The organism is Pseudohaliea rubra DSM 19751 (assembly GCF_000764025.1).
Taxonomy (GTDB): domain Bacteria; phylum Pseudomonadota; class Gammaproteobacteria; order Pseudomonadales; family Halieaceae; genus Pseudohaliea; species Pseudohaliea rubra.
The window spans coordinates 17089-34753 of the sequence record NZ_KN234775.1 but is presented as its reverse complement, the minus strand read 5'-3'; the positions used below and the strand labels follow the sequence as shown (position 1 = coordinate 34753).

Here is a 17665-nt window from a genome sequence, read left to right as displayed (position 1 = left end):
GTCGACGGGTACGCCGGCCAGGCGCGGGTCGCTGCGGGCCAGTGTGGTGGCCAGCCGCTCGCTCTGGTTGAACCCCCGCCACCACAGGCGGCGCCAATGCAGGGGAACCGGCAGCACCCGGTCCGGGCGGTCCGGCGCCGGGGCGTGGCGGCGCCAGAGGTCGGCAAAGACGGCGGTCAGGGCAAGTTCGCGGCGGTATTTCCAGCGCGCCACCAGGTCGGCGAGCGTGGCGTCGTAGCTGAGCGGGGCGATCACCCGGTCTAGGGCCAGGCCGTTTCGACAGGCCGGGCAGGGGGCCGCGCCCACTGGGGTGTCCGGCAGTGCGCAGCGGGGGCACGGCCGTCGATTGAAAGTAAGGGAGTCTTCACAGTCCTCGCAGAGGGCGAGGGAGCGGTGGCTCAGTCGGTCGCAGAGGGCGCAGTGGTGGGGGAACAGGCCGTCGACCAGTGTGCCGGCGGCCCGCCGCGTCCCATGCCACACTGTTGCCGCCGCCGTTTTTGCCATGGGATGAGTGTGGCCGCCCTTCGGTGGCCCTGCTCGCCTTGCGTTGCATCACTTGCGAGCGACTGAGAGAAGTATCCCGCGCTCGCCCCGGGAGTAGCAGATTGCCCCGAAACCCTGCGAAGACCAAAAAAGCCCCGCCGGGACCTTTCGCTCCGCGGCAGATCGACTATAATCTCAGCCCATGTAAACGGTGAACACATGTATCGCTGAAACCCGGCCGGTGGCAAGCCGCCGCCCCGGTCCGCTATCGCCGCGGCCTCGTCGCGGTCCTGTTGGAGGAAAGACACCATGCTCGAGTACAAGGCTCCCCTGCGCGACATCCGCTTCATCATCGATGAGGTGCTGGATTCCGGGGCGGTCTACGAGACCCTGCCCGGCTACGAGGAAGCGACCCCGGACCTCATGGCAGCGATCATTGAAGAAGGCGCCAAGTTTGCCGAGGGCGTGCTCTCGCCCCTGAACCAGAGCGGCGACGAAGAAGGCTGCAGCTGGTCCGAAGACGGCGTGAAGACCCCCGCGGGCTTCGCCGACGCCTACCGGCAGTTCGTGGAAAACGGCTGGCCCTCCCTGTCGGCGGACCCCGAGTTCGGCGGCCAGGGTATGCCGAACATGCTCGGCATCGTGATAAACGAGATGGTCGGCACCGCCAACTGGTCCTGGCTCATGTACCCGGGCCTGTCCCACGGCTGCATCAAAACTCTCGAGGCCCACGGCAGCGACGAGCAGAAGGCGCGCTACCTGCCGAAGCTTGTCGCCGGCGAGTGGACCGGCACCATGTGCCTGACGGAAGCCCAGTGCGGCTCGGATCTCGGCCTCCTGCGCACCAGGGCCGAACCGCAGGCCGATGGCAGCTACGCGATCACCGGCACCAAGATCTTCATCTCCGCCGGTGAGCACGATATGGCCGGGAACATCGTCCATATCGTGCTGGCGCGCCTTCCCGATGCCCCGGAAGGCACCAAGGGCATTTCCCTGTTCGTGGTGCCGAAGTTCACGGTGAACGAAGACAGCAGCCTCAGCGAGCGCAATGCCGTGCACTGCGCTTCCATCGAGAAGAAAATGGGTATCAAGGCCTCGGCCACCTGCGTCATGAACTTCGACGGTGCCACCGGCTATCTCATCGGCGAGCCGAACCGTGGCCTCAACCTGATGTTCACCTTTATGAACACCGCGCGCATTGGCACGGCGATCCAGGGCCTGGCCCACGCAGAGCTCTCCTACCAGGGTGCCCTGCGCTATGCCCGCGAGCGCCTGGCCATGCGCAGCCTCACGGGCCCCAAGAACCCCGAGGGGGCGGCAGACCCGATCATTGTGCACCCGGACGTGCGTCGCATGCTGCTCACGCAGAAGGCCATCGCCGAGGGCAGTCGCGCCATGTTGTACTACCTCGCCCAGCTCGGCGACGTGGTCGATCGGGGCGACGAGACGCGGGCGAAGCAGGCTGATGACCTCATGGCTCTGCTTACTCCCATCGCCAAAGCCTTTGTCACCGAAGCGGGTTTCGAGGCGGCGAACCACGGGGTGCAGATCTACGGCGGCCACGGCTTTATCCGTGAGTGGGGCATGGAGCAGATCGTCCGCGATGCCCGCATCGCCATGCTTTACGAGGGCACCACGGGCATCCAGGCCCTGGATCTCCTCGGCCGCAAGGTGCTGGGCTCCGGTGGCAAGCTGCTCACGGCCTTCACGGATCACGTGGGTGAGTTCATCGCCGCCCATGATGATGAGGCCGTGGTGGAGTTCCTGGAGCCCCTCGGACGCTACAAGGACGAGTGGCTGAGGCTGTCACTGGCGGTGGGCGAGAAAGCCATGAGCAACGCCGACGAGGCGGGCGCCGCCGCTGTTGATTACCTTATGTACGCCGGCTACGTGACCCTTGGTTATTTCTGGGCGCGTATGGCTGTGGTGGCGCAGGCGAAGCTGGCCGCGGGTGAGGACGACAAGGATTTCTACGAGGCCAAGCTGCATACGGCGCGTTTTTACTTCCAGCGTCTGCTGCCCCGCGCTGATGCGCACCGGGCGGCACTGGAGTCCGGCGCGGATAACCTCATGGCGATGCCCGAGGCCCTGTTCGCATTGTGACCGGTTAGGCCGTCTTTCGGGGCGACTTCTCCGGGTCATGGCGGGTAGAATACCGCTATGGAAGAAGACCAGCAGCGCGATGATGACGGGCACGGGGCCGGCGTCGATGCCGGCCCGCAGCTCTCCGCCGAGGACCAGGCCAGAGTTGACGCGTTCCTCAGTAAAGGGGTTAACGCCGTCGAGCGCAAGCCGTTCAAGCCCCTTCGCCTGCTCATTCTGCTCGTTGTGGTGGTGACCACCTTCAGTGTGCTCAGCCAGCTCCTGGCCCGTTGGGCCGGTGTTTATTAGCCGGGGACAAGGGCCTTGAAACCGCAGCGTCTCCGGGGATGGTTTACCCGCTGCGGCCTCGCCATGGTCCGCCTGATCGGGCTGTTGCTTCTGTTCTGTGTCGCGCTCGCGACAGCCGCGACGCCAGTCGCCGCCGGGGAAAACACCGAGGTGCTGCTTGAGGATCTGTCCCGCCGCCTTGCGGCGCCGGGGGTGGACGCCCGGGAGCGCTTTGAACTCCTTTTCGAGCGTGGCACGGTCCGCCGGCGCCTGGGCCGCTACGAGCTTGCCACCGAAGATGCCCGGGCCCTTGAAGCCGTGGCGACCTCCCTTGATGAGCCCGGCTTTCTGGCCCGGCAACGCTTTCTAGCCGGCTCTATTGATGCGGAGCAGGGGCGCATGGCGGCGGCCATCGGCCACTTTCTGCAGGGGAACGACGCCCTCGATGGCCATGACAACATCGAAGTGCGCGCTCTGCTGGTCAGCGCCCTGGGAGTGGCTTACCAGTGGACCGGCGACCCGCTCAAGGCTCGGCGCTACTACGAGGAAACCCTTGCGCTGGCCCGGCAGTTCGGTGATCACAGCCTGGAGGTGACCGCCCTTGGTAACCTCGGCAGCGCGGTCGGGGACCTCGGCAACCTGTCCCGGGCCGTCGATTTCCACCGTCAGGGGCTCGCGATTGCCGAGCTTCAGGGCCTTGAACAAGAAGCCACCGAGCGGATCGCGAACCTCTGCGATCTCCAGGTAAAGCTCGATAACCGTCGCGCTGCCGAGGAGAGCTGCCAGCGTGCCCTCGAAGCGCTGGATGACAGCTTCCCGATGCGCATGCGCGCCGGCGTACACATGGCCTACGGGGATTTGAAGCGGGAGCTTGAGGAACCCGCCGCAGCCCTCGCGCAGTATGAGCTGGCACTGGCCCTCGCGCGGGGCCGGGCGCCCCTTGTCATGAGCGAGCTCCTGCAGCGCCTCGGCGACCTGGCCTTCGCCCAGGGCCGGCCGGAAGCGGCCGCGACCTATTACCGCGAGCAGCTTGATGAGTGGCGCAAGGGCCTCGACCGGCGCCGGGAAGCGGTTGCGGCAGAGCTCAAGGCGCGTCACGACGTGGAGCGGGCCGAAAAGGAAATCGAGCTTCTCCAGCTGAACAACCGTCTGCAGCAGTCTGGGCTGACGGCGCGCAACCGCCTGCTGCTGGCCCTTGCTGCCGGGCTGCTGCTGGCGGTCCTCCTGGTTGCGCTCGCCTTTTACAGCTACCGCAGGCAGCTTCGCTTGAAGGGGATCCTGCGCGAGCAGAATGATGAGCTGGAGCGCGCGCTGGTGCGCATCCGCGAGCTCGCCAGCCGCGATGCCCTCACCGGACTGCTCAACCGGCGGGGTTTCGAGGATGTGGCGGGCGCGGCGCATGCGCGCTGTCGGCGGGAAAAGACGTCCTGTGGCGTCCTGGTCGCCGATATTGACCGCTTCAAAGCCACTAACGACCGCCTCGGCCACGCGGTGGGCGACGAGGTACTGCGCGCCGTGGCCGATCGGATTGCGGGTGTCGTGCGCAACATGGACGTCGCCTGTCGCTGGGGGGGCGAAGAGTTTGTGATCGTCTACCCGGGCCTGTCCTACGCTGAGCTTGAGCGGGCCGCTGCGCGCGTCCGCGAGGCGATTGTCGCGGCCCCGGTGGACACCAGCGTCGGTCCGCTGCCGGTGACGCTTACCATTGGCCTTGCGTCCGTTGGTGAGGATCTGGACCGGGCGATCCGTCAGGCGGATGAGGCGATGTATCGGGGCAAGCGGGCGGGGAGAGATCGAATCATGGCCGCGACAGCGCCTGCCTAGGCGCTGTCGCGGCCCGGTCAGTTCAACCGCACTTCGAATCCGCGCAGTTGAGGCAGGTCATACAGCCGTCCATGAGGACAACGGCCTTGGTGTGGCACTTCATGCACAGGCTGGCGCTGGGCGGGAACGGATTGTCCTGTGCCTCAGCGCCTTCAGTCTTTTTTGCGTCGTTGGCCCCGTCAGCCAGCTCCTGCCGTTTCTTCTCCAGGTACTGCTGCTGGTGCTGATCCAGGTCCGAGTTGATGAGACCGATATGCTTCATGTGGTCCTCGATGGCATAGCCGATCTCGGCGACGATCGAGGGCATGAACACGCCACCTTTCTTGAAGTAGCCGCCCCGCGGGTCGAAGACGGCCTTCAGCTCCTCCACCAGGAAGGTGGCATCACCGCCCTTGCGGAAGATGGCAGAGATGAGGCGGGTCAGCGCCACCACCCATTGGAAATGCTCCATGTTCTTGGAGTTGATGAACACCTCGAAGGGTCGGCGGCTCTCGTGCTCCGTGCCCTCGTTGAGGATCACATCATTGACGGTGATGTACATGGCGTGCTCGGAGAGCGGCGTCTTGATTTTGTAGGTCGACCCTACCAGTCGTTCCGGTCGCACGAAGGCTTCGTGCATCTGTACCACGTTGCTCTCGGGTTGGGCGGCTTCGGCGGTGGCCTCTGCCGGCTGCTGCTCGTCCTGCGTCTCTCGGACCTTATAGCTGACGATTTTCTTGTCGATGCGGGTAGTCATTGTCTGGTCGCCCTCCCGGCGCTTAAAACTTGCCGTAGTAGCCTTCTTTCAAGGCGTCGAACAGGTTGGCGGCGGTATGCATCTCGCCGTCGTATTCCACCTCCTCATTACCCCTGAGCTCCACGGTCGTGCCGTCCTCGAGCTTGAACTCATAGGTGGTATTTTCGAGGTCCTTGTCCTTGACCAGTACGCCCTGGAAGGCCTCCGGGTTGAAGCGGAAGGTAGTGCAGCCTTTCAGTCCCTTTTCGTAGGCGTACAGGTAGATGTCCTTGAAGTCCTCGAAGGGGTAGTCCGTGGGTACGTTGGCTGTCTTGGAGATGGAAGAGTCCACCCACTTCTGCGCCGCCGCCTGGATGTCCACGTGCTGCTTTGGCGTCACATCGTCGGCAACGGTGAAGTAGCCCGGCAGCTGCTCGTCCTCGTTTTCCGTGTAGGGCATGGCTCTGGTGTTGATAAGTTGTCGGTACGCGAGCAACTCAAAGGAGAAGACGTCCACTTTCTCCTTCGTCTTGCGGCCTTCGCGGATCACGTTGCGCGCGTAATGGTGGGCGAAGCTGGGCTCGATACCGTTACTGGCGTTATTGGCCAGCGACAGGGAAATCGTCCCCGTCGGCGCGATGGAACTGTGGTGCGTGAAGCGTGCGCCCTGTTCAGCGAGCCGGTCCACGAGCTGCGGCGCAACCTCTGCCATACGCTGCATGTAGCGGCTGTAGCGAGCGTGCAGGACCCGACCGGGCACCTTGTCGCCCACTTTGATGCCGTCCCGCGCCATCTCCGGGCGGGCGTCCAGCATGGCCGTGGTGACTACGAACTCGTCGTCCATGATCGGCGCCGGGCCCTTCTCGTCGGCGAGTTCGGCTGCCTGCTCCCAGCCCGAGATGGCCATTTCCCTGGCGACCCGCTCCGTGAAAGCCACGGATTCATCGTCGCCGTAGCGCATGCCGAGCATGGTCAGCGTGGAGCCCAGGCCGAGGAAACCCATGCCGTGGCGGCGCTTGTAGGTGATTTCGTGGCGCTGCTCCTCGAGGGGCAGGCCGTTGATCTCGACGACGTTGTCGAGCATGCGGGTGAAGACGGCAACCACCTCGCGGTAGCGCTCCCAGTCGAAGCGTGCCTTCTCTGTGAACGGATCGAGTACCAGCCGGGTCAGGTTCACGGACCCGAGCAGGCAGGAACCGTAGGGTGGCAGCGGCTGCTCACCACAGGGATTGGTGGCGCGGATGCTCTCCGTCCACCAGTTGTTGTTCATCTCGTTGACCTTGTCAATGAGGATGAAGCCCGGCTCGGCAAAGTCGTAGGTGGATGACATGATGAGGTCCCAGAGCCGGCGGGCCGGGAGCGTCTTGTAGACACGGCAGGCCACCTCGCCGTGCTCGTTGCAGAGGTAATCTTTCATCACCGGGAACGGGCGCCAGACCACCTGTTCCGGGTCCTTGAGGTCGAGGCCGGAATCCGTTGCTTCTTTCTCCGTCATGGGGAACGAGAGGTGCCACTGCTCGTCGGCCTTCACTGCATGAATGAATTCGCTGGTGATCAGCAGGCTCAAGTTGAACTGGCGCAGGCGGCCGTCCTCGCGCTTGGCGCGAATGAAGTCGAGTACGTCCGGGTGGTTGATGTCGAAGGTCGCCATCTGCGCCCCCCGGCGGCCGCCGGCGGAGGAGACCGTGAAGCACATTTTGTCGTAGATATCCATGAAGGACAGGGGCCCGGAGGTATAGGCGCCGGCGCCGCTCACGTAAGCACCCTTCGGACGCAGCGTTGAGAACTCGTAGCCGATGCCGCAGCCGGCTTTCAGGGTCATGCCGGCTTCGTGGTTCTTGTTCAGGATGTCGTCCATGGAATCGACGATGGATCCGGACACCGTGCAGTTGATGGTCGAGGTGGCGGGCTTGTAGGCCTGGGCACCGGCGTTGGAGATGATCCGGCCGGCCGGCAGGGCGCCGTTCTGCAGGGCCCAGACGAAGCGCTGGAACCACTGCTTCTGCTTTTCTTCCGTGGGCTCAGCGTCGGCCAGGGCCCGGGCAACCCGCTTGTAGGTGTCGAGAATATCCGCATCGACGGGGTTGCCGGCGCGGTCCTTGAGGCGGTACTTCTTGTCCCAGATGTCCTCCGAGGCCGGTTGGACATCGATGTCGGGGCCTGCCGTAAAAGCCTGGACTGCTTCTCCCATGGTTGTTATCTCCGCTGCGCTCGGTGTGACGTAACAAGCGGACAGTCTGCGCGACACGGCGGACCCTGACAAGCCCCACGGCCCCTTATTTAGATTTTTTCTAATGAGCGCATACCATATGTAGTGTTTTTTCCTGTGGCCAAGCTGTGGACAGCTGCTGGCACTTCCCTCGCGGCGGCAAGGCCACTTTGCCGTTGGCGATGCCGTCCCGGTCTGCTATTATCGCGCTCCCGCGAACATCGGTGTGTAGCGCAGCCTGGTAGCGCACTTCCTTCGGGAGGAAGGGGTCGCAGGTTCAAATCCTGCCACACCGACCATTTTCATCCGGTCCTTTCCGGCCTCATCGCAAGCCGCGACATTCAATCGGCCGCGAAGCAGTAAGCGCCCCCTTCAAGCCATGCTCCGCGCTCCCGGCGCAGGGGCACCGTCTCCCTGCCCCGCAAGGTCAGCCCGGCCGCAGCTGCGGTCGCCAGTAGGTAATCCTCGCCGTGGGCAAAACGCCCGCTGCTCAGGAGCGCGTAGTCGCCCGTCGGCGCCTTCTCTGTTGTGCACAGAAACACTCCGCCGGGGCCGAGGCGGTCGGCGATGGCGCCGAACAGGGGCGCGAGATCGCCGCAGTAGGGCAGCACGTCGGCGGCAAGGACGAGGTCGAAGCTCTCTTCGGCCCGGGTAAGAAAAGCGACCGCGTCGCCCTGGCGAAGGTTGTCGTAAAGGCCCTTTTCCGAGGCTTTGCGCAACATCCCGGCAGCGAGATCCAGCCCCGTGCGGTTCGCCGTGAGATCGGCAAAGGTCTCGGCCCCGAGGCCCGTGCCGCAGCCGATATCGAGAAAGCGCGCAAAACGCTCGTGTCCGCCGCTCTTTTCCAGCAGCTCGCGCAACTGCCGGGGCCCGCTGTAGCCCAGCTCTTCCGTAAGGTGCTGCTCGAAGTGGTCGGCATAGCTGTCGAAGATGGCCCGGGTGTAGTCCGCCGGCGCGCTGCGCCGGCGCTCACCGCGCAGTGCTGCGAGCAGGTGGCTGGCGGTGGCATGGCCGGGGTTGTCGGGAGTAACGGCCTCCAGGGCCGCCCGGGCCGCGGGCGTGTCCCCCCGGTTGGCGAGCGCCAGGGCGAGGCCAAGCTGCGCGCTGGCGTCACCCGGGTGCCGTTCGAGCACAGCGCGGTATTCCGCCTCCGCGCTCGCGTAGCGCTCGGCGCGGTAGAGGGCGCTGGCGAGGTTGCGCCGGGCGTCCAGCGCGTCCGGATCCAGCGCCACCGCATTTTCATAGCTGGCGATGGCCTGGTCCCGCTCGCCGAGCGCCTGCAGCGCATTGCCTAGATTGTTATGCGCCTGTGGGTAGAAGGGACGGAGCTGCAGCGCCTCGGCAAAGGCGCTGCAGGCTTTGTGCAGCTGCCCCGCGTGCAGCAGCGTATTGCCGTAGTTGAAGTGCAGCTCCGGGTCGTCCTTGATGCGCTCGAGCAGCGCCTCGAAGCAGGCGAGGGCCTCGTCGTTGCGGCGCAGCCTGCCGAGCACCGAGGCGAGGTTGTTCAAGGCTTCGGTGAAGCCCGGCTCCAGCGTGAGCGCTCGCTGGAAGGCCTCCGCGGCCGCCGCAGCTTCACCGGCCTCACTCAGCAGCACGCCCAGAAAGTTGTGCAGCGCCGGCTGCTGCGGGTGCAGGCGACAGAGCCGGGTAACTTCGCTGCGGGCGGCGGACGGGTTGCTCCGGCGCAGGGCCTCCACGCGCTGAAAGTCCGCAGCACTGAGCGGTGCCCGCGCGCTACCGACCCCTCCCTGGAGGGCCTTCAGGGCCTTTTTGGCCTTCTTGTGCTGCGGCGCGCCGGCAAGGATCTGGTGGTAGAGACGCTTGGCCTGTTCCGCGTCGCCTCGCCGGGCGGCTTTTTCAGCGGCTTTCAGGGCCTCGTCGATGCTCAGGGGTCGCGTTGCCATGGGGTGCTCCGGGCCTGCTTGCTGCGGACGTTCAAGCGGCGGAGTATACGCGAAGGCGCCCCGTGCCCGCAGGGCCTTGCCGGCGCCGGACGCGGCGCTGATACTGACAGCAGAGCAGCCCGGAGCCAGCAGTTTGAAGGAAGTTCACAGCGTCAGTCTTGTACTGGGCAGCGGCGGCGCCCGCGGCCATGCGCACATCGGCGTCGTGCGCGCCGTGCTGGATCGCGGCTATGCGATACGCAATATCGCCGGTACCTCCATGGGGGCGCTCATCGGCGGCGTCTATGCCGCGGGCGCCCTCGACACCTACAGCGACTGGGCTTTCCACCTGGAGCGCCGCGATGTGGTTCGCCTCCTCGACGTCTCCTTTACACGCCATTCCCTGTTCAAGGGTGAGCGGGTCTTCGATGTGCTGCGGGAACTGCTCGGCGAGCGCCAGATTGAAGATCTTGACCGGGGCTTCGTCGCGGTTGCGACGGACATCAACGCCCAGCGTGAGGTCTGGCTGAACCGCGGTGAGCTGTTTCGCGCGATCCGCGCCTCCAGCGCCGTGCCGGGGGTGTTCACGCCCGTCATGCAGGAGGGCCGGGTGCTGGTGGACGGCGGACTGGTCAATCCCATCCCCATCGCGCCGACGCTCACAGACACCACCGACGCCACCATTGCCGTCAACCTGAACGCCCTGGGCAGCCGGCGCGGGGCGACGGCGCGGCAGCAGCACCGGGCTGAGAAGGCGGAGAAAGTTGAAAAAAGCGCCGATGCCGACGCCGAAAGCTACCGTGAGCGCATCGCCCAGTTCTTCCGTGACCAGCTGGGCGACAGCGAGCCCACGGAGCCACAGCCCTCCGCCATGGAACTGCTCTCGAAGTCCTTCGATACCATGCAGGGGCAGATTGCACGCATGAAGCTTGCGACTTACGCGCCCACGGTAACCGTGGATATTCCACGCAGCGCCTGTGGCTTCTTCGAGTTTGATCGCGGCGAAGAGCTTGCGGAGATCGGCTACGAGGCAGCTACCCGGGCCCTCGCCGGGCTGGGTCCGCCGGCGACACCGTCGCCGGTGGCCTGATTCAGGCGGGGTAGGCGGGCGCCAGTTCTCGCTTGCTAGCGGCGCCCGGCACCTCGCGCACCAGCCGCGGCACCAGGTAGCCCGGCTTGCGCGTGGCCAGCTCGCCCACCAGCCGTTGTGCTCTGTCGTCCGGCACGGCGAAGTGCGCCGCACCGCGCACCGGGTCGAGCAGGTGCAGGTAGTAGGGCAGGACGCCGGCGTCCCACAGCGCATCTGACAGGCCGGCCAGGGCATCCGCGCTGTCGTTGACCCCGGCGAGGAGCACTGCCTGGTTAAGGAGCGTGATGCCGCGGCCCCGCAGGCGCTCGCAGGCCCCTTGCACGGCCCTGTCGATCTCGTTGCCGTGATTGGCATGCAGCACCAGCACCGTTCGCAGACCATCCCGGTCCAGGGCATCGAGAAGACCGGCGGTGACCCGGTCCGGGATCACCACCGGCAGCCGCGTGTGCACCCGCAGGGTCTTCAGCCGCGGCAGCCGGTGCAGGGCGTCAACCAGTTCGGCGAGGTAGCGGTCGCCGGCGAGGAGGGGATCGCCGCCGGAGAGAATCAGTTCTTCAATATCGTCTTCGTCGGCAAGCCAGGTAAGGGCTGCGTCGCACTCGGCGCGACTGAGAGCGTTTTCGCCGTAGGGGAAGTGGCGACGGAAGCAGTAACGGCAGTTCACGGCACAGCCGCCGGCGACCAGCAGCAGCGCGCGTCCGGCGTATTTGCGCACAATACCGGGCCGCGGGTTGGCCTCGGCTACCTCGCCGACCGGGTCATCATTAAAGCCGGGCGCCGCCTGCAGCTCGACGCCGGCGGCCATCACCTGGCGCAGCAGTGGATCGTCGGGATCGCCGCGGCGCATGCGGGCGAGGAAGGGTTGCGGCACCCGCAGGGCAAAATCTGCAGCCGCGCCAGCGCTGTCGCCAAAGTGGGCCGGGTCCAGGGCCAGGGCCGCTGCGAGCTGCGCCGGGCTTGTGATTGCCGCGCGCAGCTGTGCCTGCCAGTCTCCGACGGCGGCGGCCGCGATGACATCCACGGTCATCAGCAGCGCTCAGCGACTGAGACGGTCGCGCAGGCTGTAGAACAGCATGCCGGCGACGAGGCCCGGGAAGCGCAGGACCGTACCCCCGGGGAAGCGCCGGGTGGGCATGCCGGCCATGATATCGAAGCGCTCGGCGCTGCCGCTGATCACTTCCGCCAGGACCTTACCGGCGAGGCTGGCGATGGGCACGCCGTGTCCCGAGTAGCCGTGCGCATAAAAAATGCGTCCGGAGAGGCGACCGAGATCCGGCAGGCGGCTCATGGTAATGGCGAGGGTCCCCCCCCAGCCGTACTCGACGGCGACGTTCGCAAGCTCCGGGTAGATTTTCAGCAGGTAGGGTCTGACAAAGGCTTTGATGTCACTCGGGAAGCTGCTTGAGTAGGTCTCGCCGCCGCCGAACAGCAGCCGGTTGTCCGCCGACAGTTTCCAGTAGTTGATCACGAAGCGTGTATCGGCCATGGAGGCATCGTCACGGATCAGGCGGCGGGCAGTCTCTTCCGGCAGGGGTTCTGTGGCCAGCATATAGTTGTTGATCGGCATGATGCGTCCGGCGCAGCGCTTCTCGAGCTTGTCGAGGTAGCCGTTGCAGCCGAGCACCAGGTAGCGCGCGGTCACCGTGCCCCGGGCAGTGCGCACCCGCACGGCGGTGTCCTCCCGGTAGTCGAGGACGCGGCTGTCCTCGAACAGCTCCGCGCCCAGACTCTGTGCGGCGGCGGCCAGGCCCAGCGCGTAGTTGAGCGGGTGCAGGTGCCGGGCGCCGTAGTCCATGAGGCCGCCGTGCATGCCCCGGGCGGAGGTCCACTCGGGCAGTTCCGCCGGCGGCACGTAACGCAGCTGGTCGTAGCCGTACTTCTGCGCCAGAAGCTCCGCTTCGCCCTCAAGATCCTTTGCGGCCTGGGCGCTGGAGGCGACCTGCAGATTGCCGGTCTTGAGTTCACAGTCGATAGCGAACTCGTCGATGAGACCGCAGACGGTGTCCACGGCCTCGAGACCAAGGTCCCAGAGGGCCCGGGCGTGCTCGTCGCCCACCAGCTTCTCGAGCTCGGGCTGGTCCACCCGCTGCCCCGTGCCGACGTGGCCGCCGTTGCGCCCGGAGGCACCCCAGCCGACCTTGTGGGCCTCCAGAAGGATGACGCTGTAGCCCAGGCGGCGCAGGTGTATGGCGCTCGACAGGCCCGTATAGCCGCCGCCGACGATGCACACGTCCGCCTCCCGATCTCCCTCCAGGGGAGGGAAGACGAGCTTGCGGTTCGCGCTGGCGGCGTACCAGGAATTGGTGTGGGGTTGGCCTTCTTGCATGGGGAAACTCTAGCAGCTGACAAGGCGCCTAAAGCATACCACCCCGGGGTTAGCTGCACTTGCCGGCTCGTGAAGGGTGCTGCGATACTGCCGCCGACTCCCCCTGTGGACGCGCGTATGAACGATGACAAGCAGATCATCCGGGACTGGCTGAAACAGCACCAGATCTCGGAGGTCGAGGTGTTGGTCCCGGATCTTACCGGAAATGCCCGCGGCAAGTTCATCCCCGCCCACCAGTTTCTGAACGACAGCCTGCCCAAGCTCCCCGAGAGCATTCTCGTGCAGACCGTGACCGGCGAGTACTCCGACGAGCACTGGGAGTTCGTCGAGCCCACGGATACGGACATGCTCCTGAAGCCTGACGTCAGCACCCTGCGCGTGGTGCCCTGGGCCCGGGAGCCAACGGCGCAGATCGTCCACGATTGCTACAACCTCAAGGGCCAGCTGCATCCGCTGGCCTCGCGAACGATCCTGCGCAAGGTGCTTGCGGCCTACCAGGAGGCGGGCCTCAAGCCGGTAGTGGCGCCGGAGGTGGAGTTCTACCTGGTCGCCCGCAACCTCGATTCGGACTACGAGCTCGAGCCCCCGGCGGGTCGCTCCGGTCGCAAGGAGACCGCCCGGCTGTCCTATGGCATCGACGCGGTGGCCGAGTTCGAGGACTTCGTGGAGGACATGTACGAGTTCGCCGACGCACAGCAGCTCGACGTGGACACGCTGATCCACGAGAACGGCGCTGCGCAGCTGGAGATCAACTTCCGTCACGGCGACCCGCTCAGCCTCGCTGATCAGGTTTTTGTGTTCAAGCGTACGGTGCGCGAGACGGCGCACAAGCACAACATGTACGCCACCTTCATGGCCAAGCCCATGCGCATCGAGCCGGGCAGCGCCCTGCACATCCACCAGAGCGTCCTCGACGCCGAGACCGGCCGCAACATTTTTGCCGAGGACGATGGCGCTTTCACGCCGGCCATTCTCAGCTATGTCGCAGGCCTGCAGCGCTACACGCCGGAGCTGATCAGCCTCTACGCGCCGAACGTGAACTCCTACCGGCGCCTGGCGCCGGACATCTCCGCGCCCATCAACCTGAACTGGGGCTTTGACAACCGCACCACGGCTTTTCGCGTCCCGCACAGCGAGCCTGACCACACCCGGGTGGAGAATCGCTTCCCGGGCGCCGATGCCAACCCCTATCTCGCCATCGCCGCGAGCCTGGCCAGCGGGCTCATCGGCATGCGCGAGGGGCTGACGCCGACGGAGCCGCATGCGGGTACGGCCAACGAAGATGACGTGGAGGTGGCGCGAACCCTGGAAGAGGGCCTGCGCAATCTCCGCGCCACCCCGGCCCTCTGTGACCTTTTCGGCGATTTGTTCCTGCGCGCCTACACGGCGGTGAAGCTGGACGAGTTTGAGGAGTTCAACCGTGTCATCAGCTCCTGGGAGCGCGAGCATCTTCTGCTGCAGGTGTAGCAGGGCCTGGTCCGGGCACTAGCGTGAGCCTCACCGGTCGCCTTTTCGACAGCCGCCGTGGCTATCGCCTTTTTCAGGCGGTGAAGTACGTCACTTACCTGGCCTTATGCGGCAACGTCTATCTGTTCCTCCGCGAGGAGCTTCTGTCCCTCGAGCATACCTTTACCGGTGGCCTTGCCCTCGGGGAGGTGATCCAGGTCTTCGCCGCCACCATCGACACGGCGGCCTGGGTGATTCTGCTGCTGCTGTTCGAGCTCGAGACCTGGGTGCTGGACGATGAGCAGATCCGCGGGTGGACGCGCCGGGCGCTGCACTGGACGCGGCTGCTCTGCGGGGCGGCAATCGTCTACGCTTTCACCGGCTACCTGGCCGAGCTCGCCACCTTGCAGGACGCCCGCGTGCTCGCGGGCTTCGACGCCTGTGCCCGGGCCGCGGAGGGCTGGTCTGTGCTCGTTGACCTCGATGAATACCTGCCGCTTGCCGCCGACAACTGCGCGGCCCTCGGGGCGGACCCGCTGCGCATCGGGGACTTCCGCATTGTCGCCGCGCCCCAGGTGCTCGACGCTGCGCGCTGGCTGGCCTGGACCGACGTGATCAACGCCGGCGCCTGGATTCTCGTGGTGATCCTGCTCGAGGTGGAGGTGCGGCTGCAGCTGCGCGGCAACCTGTCGGATCACATCATGCGGATCAACAAGTTTCTGAAAGCCGCCGTCTACGGGGTGCTGTTCCTGGCGGCCGCCTACTGGGGCTGTGCGGGGGATTTCCTGGATTTCTGGGACGCCTTCCTGTGGCTCTTCGCGTTTATCTTTATCGAGCTGAACGTCTTCGACTGGCAGCACGAGACCACTCACGGGGGCTGAGGTGAGGCGTGCCCGGCCAGTGGCGGTCGGCGAGGGACGCGCCTTAAGTGGGCGCTAATCGTCGTCCAGTTCCAGGTCGTAGTCGCCCAGCTCCTCGCGCAGGCGCTTCTCCTCCAGGCGACGCTCCGCCCGCCGCCGCATGGCGGCGAGGCGCTGCTTCTGGGAGCTGAACGCTTCCAACGGCGCGAAGTCATCATCGCCGTAATCGGCAATGTTGGGGTCGAAGCCGTCGTCGTTGCCGTCCAGGTCCGTTGCCTGTTCGCGCCCAGCCATCAGAGACCTCCCCGGTACACCGGTCAGCATGTGATTTCCGCGGAATATCGGACACCGTGGCCGCCGAGTAAAGTGAATTTTTCTGCCCTTTGTGCGCCAGGACCTGTCGCTTTTCACGACTTGTCTCTGTGCGCTGGTCGCAGTCCAGCCGCGGCTTAAAAGCCGGGCGGCCCGGCCCCATCCCTGGCGCGTGCCGTGCAACCTCCCTGTCGCCGCTCTTCCCTGAGCGCATGGCAGACCGGGCCGCCCGACCATAGCTCAGCAAGCCCCGTGCCAGCCCCGCCCGGGCCGCGTCATGCACGGCGGGCGCGGGGATGCCGGTGCGCAAGCCGGTGCAGCGGGTGTCGCGGACGCGTCCGCGGACACGGCTGGTCACGGCAGGGCGCGGAAGATCGCATCCGCCACGGCGTCGGCACTGCCGGCGGTGGCGTCAACGGTGATGTCGGCGTAGCGCTGGTAGAGGGGGCAGCGCTCGGCGTACACGTCGGCGTAGCTCTGACCCTCGCCGCGGGCGATGCCGCGCAGAGGGTTTGCGGCGACCCGTTCCTCCAGGGTGGCGAGGTCCGCCTCGAGGAAGACCACGGGGCCGGCGGTGCGGAGCCGCTGCATGACTGCATCGGAGTAGATGACGCTGCCACCGGTCGACACCACGGCATCATCCAGGGGCACCTCGAGCAGCACGGTCTCCTCGATTTCCCGGAAGCGCGGGTTGCCTACACGGTCGACGATGTCCTGGAGGATTTCTCCTTCCCGCACCTGGATGGCAAGATCCGTGTCCGTGAAGGCAAGCCCCGTGCGTTTGGCGAGAATGACGCCGACAGTGCTTTTGCCGGCGCCGGGCATGCCGATGAGGCTGATGGTACGGTGGCTGCGGTCAATGGGGGGCATGACGGGTCTCGGCGTGGTTGGCTCGAGGCATTATCCGTGTCCGCGCGGCCACGGCAAGAGAGGATGCAAGGCGGTTCTCTTGTAGGGGCCGCGTGCCGCTTGCACGGTACGCGGCGGGCTGGGTAGAGTGTCGCGCCTGCCTGCCCGGAGAACGCCCATGAGCCTCTTGACCACCCCCCTCGACGCCCTGCACCGGGAGCTTGGCGCCCGCATGGTGCCTTTTGCCGGCTATGAGATGCCCGTGCAGTACCCCGCCGGCATCATCCGCGAGCACGAGCACACGCGGGAACAGGCCGGGCTCTTTGACGTCTCGCATATGGGGCAGGTGGTGATCGAAGGGCCCGGGACCGCGGCGCTCCTCGAACGCCTGGTGCCGGCGGATGTGCAGGGTCTCGCCGCGAACGGCCAGACCTATGCGCTGCTCACGAATGAGGAGGGGGGTGTGCGCGACGACCTCATTATCACCCGCTGGAGTGAAGAGCGTTTCTTCCTGGTGGTCAACGCGGCCTGCAAGGCCGAAGACCTCGCCTACCTTGAGGCCAGCCTGGCCGGCCAGAAACTGACGGTGCTCGACGATCGGGCCCTGCTGGCGCTGCAGGGGCCGGCCGCGCGGGCGGTGCTTTCGGCGCTGGCGCCGGACCTGGCCCGGATGCCTTTCCTGCGCGGCAGGGAGACCGAGATCGAGGGTGCGACCTGCTACGTTACCTGCTCCGGCTATACCGGCGAGGACGGTTTCGAGCTGTCCGTGCCTGCTGCCAGTGCGGAGGCGGTTGCGCGCCGCCTGCTCGCGGCGCCGAGCGTGGCGCCGGCCGGCCTGGGCGCGCGCGACTCGCTGCGTCTGGAGGCGGGGCTCTGTCTCTATGGCCATGAGCTCGACGCCGAAACCAACGTCGTCGATGCCGGCCTGTACTGGTCCGTGGGCAAGGCGCGACGTCCTGGTGGTGAGCGCGAGGGCGGTTTTCCCGGCGCCAACGCCGTGTTCCATCGCAAGGCAGAGGGGCCGGCGCAGCGGCGGGTCGGTCTTCGGGTGGAGGGCAGGCGCCCGGTGCGCGACGGGCAGCCGCTGTTCGCGAACTCCGGGGAGGAGGTAGGCGTCATCACGTCGGCCTGCTACGGGCCGAGCGCCGGCGGACCCATTGCGATGGGCTACGTGGCCGCCGCGTACAGCGATAATGCCACGCCGCTGGAAGCCGAGGCCCGCGGCAAGCGCCTGCCGGTGACGGTGGCGCCGATGCCTTTTATACCGCAGCGGTATTACCGCGGCTGAACCCGAGAGA

General features: G+C 66.2%; 15 protein-coding genes, 1 tRNA gene and 1 pseudogene. 8 read left to right on the top strand and 9 right to left on the bottom strand.

The window, feature by feature from the left end:
- Together HRUBRA_RS11110 and HRUBRA_RS15805 are read right to left on the bottom strand one after the other, a co-directional pair.
- On the bottom strand, nucleotides 1-255 hold a 255-nt coding region (locus tag HRUBRA_RS11110; RefSeq protein ID WP_407681018.1), incomplete at its 3' end, for a ComF family protein.
- Between the two features lie 33 nt (nucleotides 256-288).
- Nucleotides 289-504 (bottom strand): annotated as a pseudogene (locus HRUBRA_RS15805) (double zinc ribbon domain-containing protein); the annotation flags it as partial.
- Nucleotides 505-792: 288 nt separating this feature from the next.
- Between HRUBRA_RS15805 and HRUBRA_RS11105 the strand changes: the two are divergent.
- The 3 genes from HRUBRA_RS11105 to HRUBRA_RS14755 are packed head-to-tail and all read left to right on the top strand — an operon-like array spanning nucleotide 793 to nucleotide 4677.
- Nucleotides 793-2586, top strand: coding sequence for an acyl-CoA dehydrogenase C-terminal domain-containing protein (locus HRUBRA_RS11105; RefSeq protein ID WP_035517174.1), 1794 nt, complete (start codon nucleotides 793-795; stop codon nucleotides 2584-2586).
- Nucleotides 2587-2643: 57 nt separating this feature from the next.
- Nucleotides 2644-2874: a DUF3094 family protein gene (locus HRUBRA_RS11100; protein WP_035517172.1), complete on the top strand. Its 231-nt coding sequence runs from the start codon at nucleotides 2644-2646 to the stop codon at nucleotides 2872-2874.
- A 15-nt stretch (nucleotides 2875-2889) separates the two neighbouring features.
- Nucleotides 2890-4677 carry a tetratricopeptide repeat-containing diguanylate cyclase gene (locus tag HRUBRA_RS14755; RefSeq protein WP_144244459.1) on the top strand — a complete coding sequence of 596 codons (1788 nt, stop codon included), beginning with the start codon at nucleotides 2890-2892 and terminating at the stop codon, nucleotides 4675-4677.
- Between the two features lie 22 nt (nucleotides 4678-4699).
- Here the strand turns inward: HRUBRA_RS14755 and HRUBRA_RS11090 are convergent, their stop codons facing one another.
- Both HRUBRA_RS11090 and HRUBRA_RS11085 read right to left on the bottom strand, forming a co-directional pair.
- Entirely contained in the window at nucleotides 4700-5413 is a 714-nt protein-coding gene (locus tag HRUBRA_RS11090; protein ID WP_035517170.1) for a TSCPD domain-containing protein, read from the bottom strand.
- A 22-nt stretch (nucleotides 5414-5435) separates the two neighbouring features.
- Nucleotides 5436-7583 (bottom strand): adenosylcobalamin-dependent ribonucleoside-diphosphate reductase, encoded by a 2148-nt coding sequence (locus HRUBRA_RS11085; RefSeq protein ID WP_035517167.1) that lies wholly within the window; start codon nucleotides 7581-7583, stop codon nucleotides 5436-5438.
- Nucleotides 7584-7823: 240 nt separating this feature from the next.
- On the opposite strand from HRUBRA_RS11085, the gene HRUBRA_RS11080 reads away from it, so the two are divergent.
- Nucleotides 7824-7900 (top strand) — tRNA-Pro (locus HRUBRA_RS11080).
- Between the two features lie 42 nt (nucleotides 7901-7942).
- Here the strand turns inward: HRUBRA_RS11080 and HRUBRA_RS11075 are convergent.
- Nucleotides 7943-9505 carry a tetratricopeptide repeat protein gene (locus tag HRUBRA_RS11075; protein WP_035517165.1) on the bottom strand — a complete coding sequence of 521 codons (1563 nt, stop codon included), beginning with the start codon at nucleotides 9503-9505 and terminating at the stop codon, nucleotides 7943-7945.
- Between the two features lie 133 nt (nucleotides 9506-9638).
- Between HRUBRA_RS11075 and HRUBRA_RS11070 the strand changes: the two genes are divergently transcribed.
- The gene (locus HRUBRA_RS11070) at nucleotides 9639-10574 is read left to right on the top strand and encodes a patatin-like phospholipase family protein (RefSeq protein WP_052094735.1); all 936 of its coding nucleotides are present in this window, start codon (nucleotides 9639-9641) and stop codon (nucleotides 10572-10574) included.
- A 1-nt stretch (nucleotide 10575) separates the two neighbouring features.
- On the opposite strand, the gene epmB is transcribed toward HRUBRA_RS11070, so the two are convergent.
- Together epmB and HRUBRA_RS11060 are read right to left on the bottom strand one after the other, a co-directional pair.
- The gene (gene epmB / locus HRUBRA_RS11065) at nucleotides 10576-11601 is read right to left on the bottom strand and encodes an EF-P beta-lysylation protein EpmB (protein ID WP_052094734.1); all 1026 of its coding nucleotides are present in this window, start codon (nucleotides 11599-11601) and stop codon (nucleotides 10576-10578) included.
- A 9-nt stretch (nucleotides 11602-11610) separates the two neighbouring features.
- Complete coding sequence (locus tag HRUBRA_RS11060; protein WP_035517163.1) at nucleotides 11611-12900, bottom strand: NAD(P)/FAD-dependent oxidoreductase; 1290 nt, start codon at nucleotides 12898-12900, stop codon at nucleotides 11611-11613.
- 117 nt (nucleotides 12901-13017) lie between these two features.
- Here HRUBRA_RS11060 and HRUBRA_RS11055 point away from each other — a divergent pair, with 117 nt between their 5' ends.
- Together HRUBRA_RS11055 and HRUBRA_RS11050 are read left to right on the top strand one after the other, a co-directional pair.
- Nucleotides 13018-14367, top strand: coding sequence for a glutamine synthetase family protein (locus HRUBRA_RS11055; RefSeq protein WP_035517161.1), 1350 nt, complete (start codon nucleotides 13018-13020; stop codon nucleotides 14365-14367).
- A 23-nt stretch (nucleotides 14368-14390) separates the two neighbouring features.
- Entirely contained in the window at nucleotides 14391-15227 is an 837-nt protein-coding gene (locus HRUBRA_RS11050) for a hypothetical protein (protein WP_035517159.1), read from the top strand.
- 54 nt (nucleotides 15228-15281) lie between these two features.
- Here the strand turns inward: HRUBRA_RS11050 and HRUBRA_RS11045 are convergent, their stop codons facing one another.
- Nucleotides 15282-15500 (bottom strand): PA3496 family putative envelope integrity protein, encoded by a 219-nt coding sequence (locus HRUBRA_RS11045; protein ID WP_035517157.1) that lies wholly within the window; start codon nucleotides 15498-15500, stop codon nucleotides 15282-15284.
- Between the two features lie 372 nt (nucleotides 15501-15872).
- The gene (locus HRUBRA_RS11040) at nucleotides 15873-16388 is read right to left on the bottom strand and encodes a shikimate kinase (protein ID WP_035517155.1); all 516 of its coding nucleotides are present in this window, start codon (nucleotides 16386-16388) and stop codon (nucleotides 15873-15875) included.
- Nucleotides 16389-16545: 157 nt separating this feature from the next.
- Between HRUBRA_RS11040 and gcvT the strand changes: the two genes are divergently transcribed.
- Nucleotides 16546-17655, top strand: coding sequence for a glycine cleavage system aminomethyltransferase GcvT (gcvT, locus tag HRUBRA_RS11035; RefSeq protein WP_035517153.1), 1110 nt, complete (start codon nucleotides 16546-16548; stop codon nucleotides 17653-17655).
- Nucleotides 17656-17665: the final 10 nt, after the last annotated feature.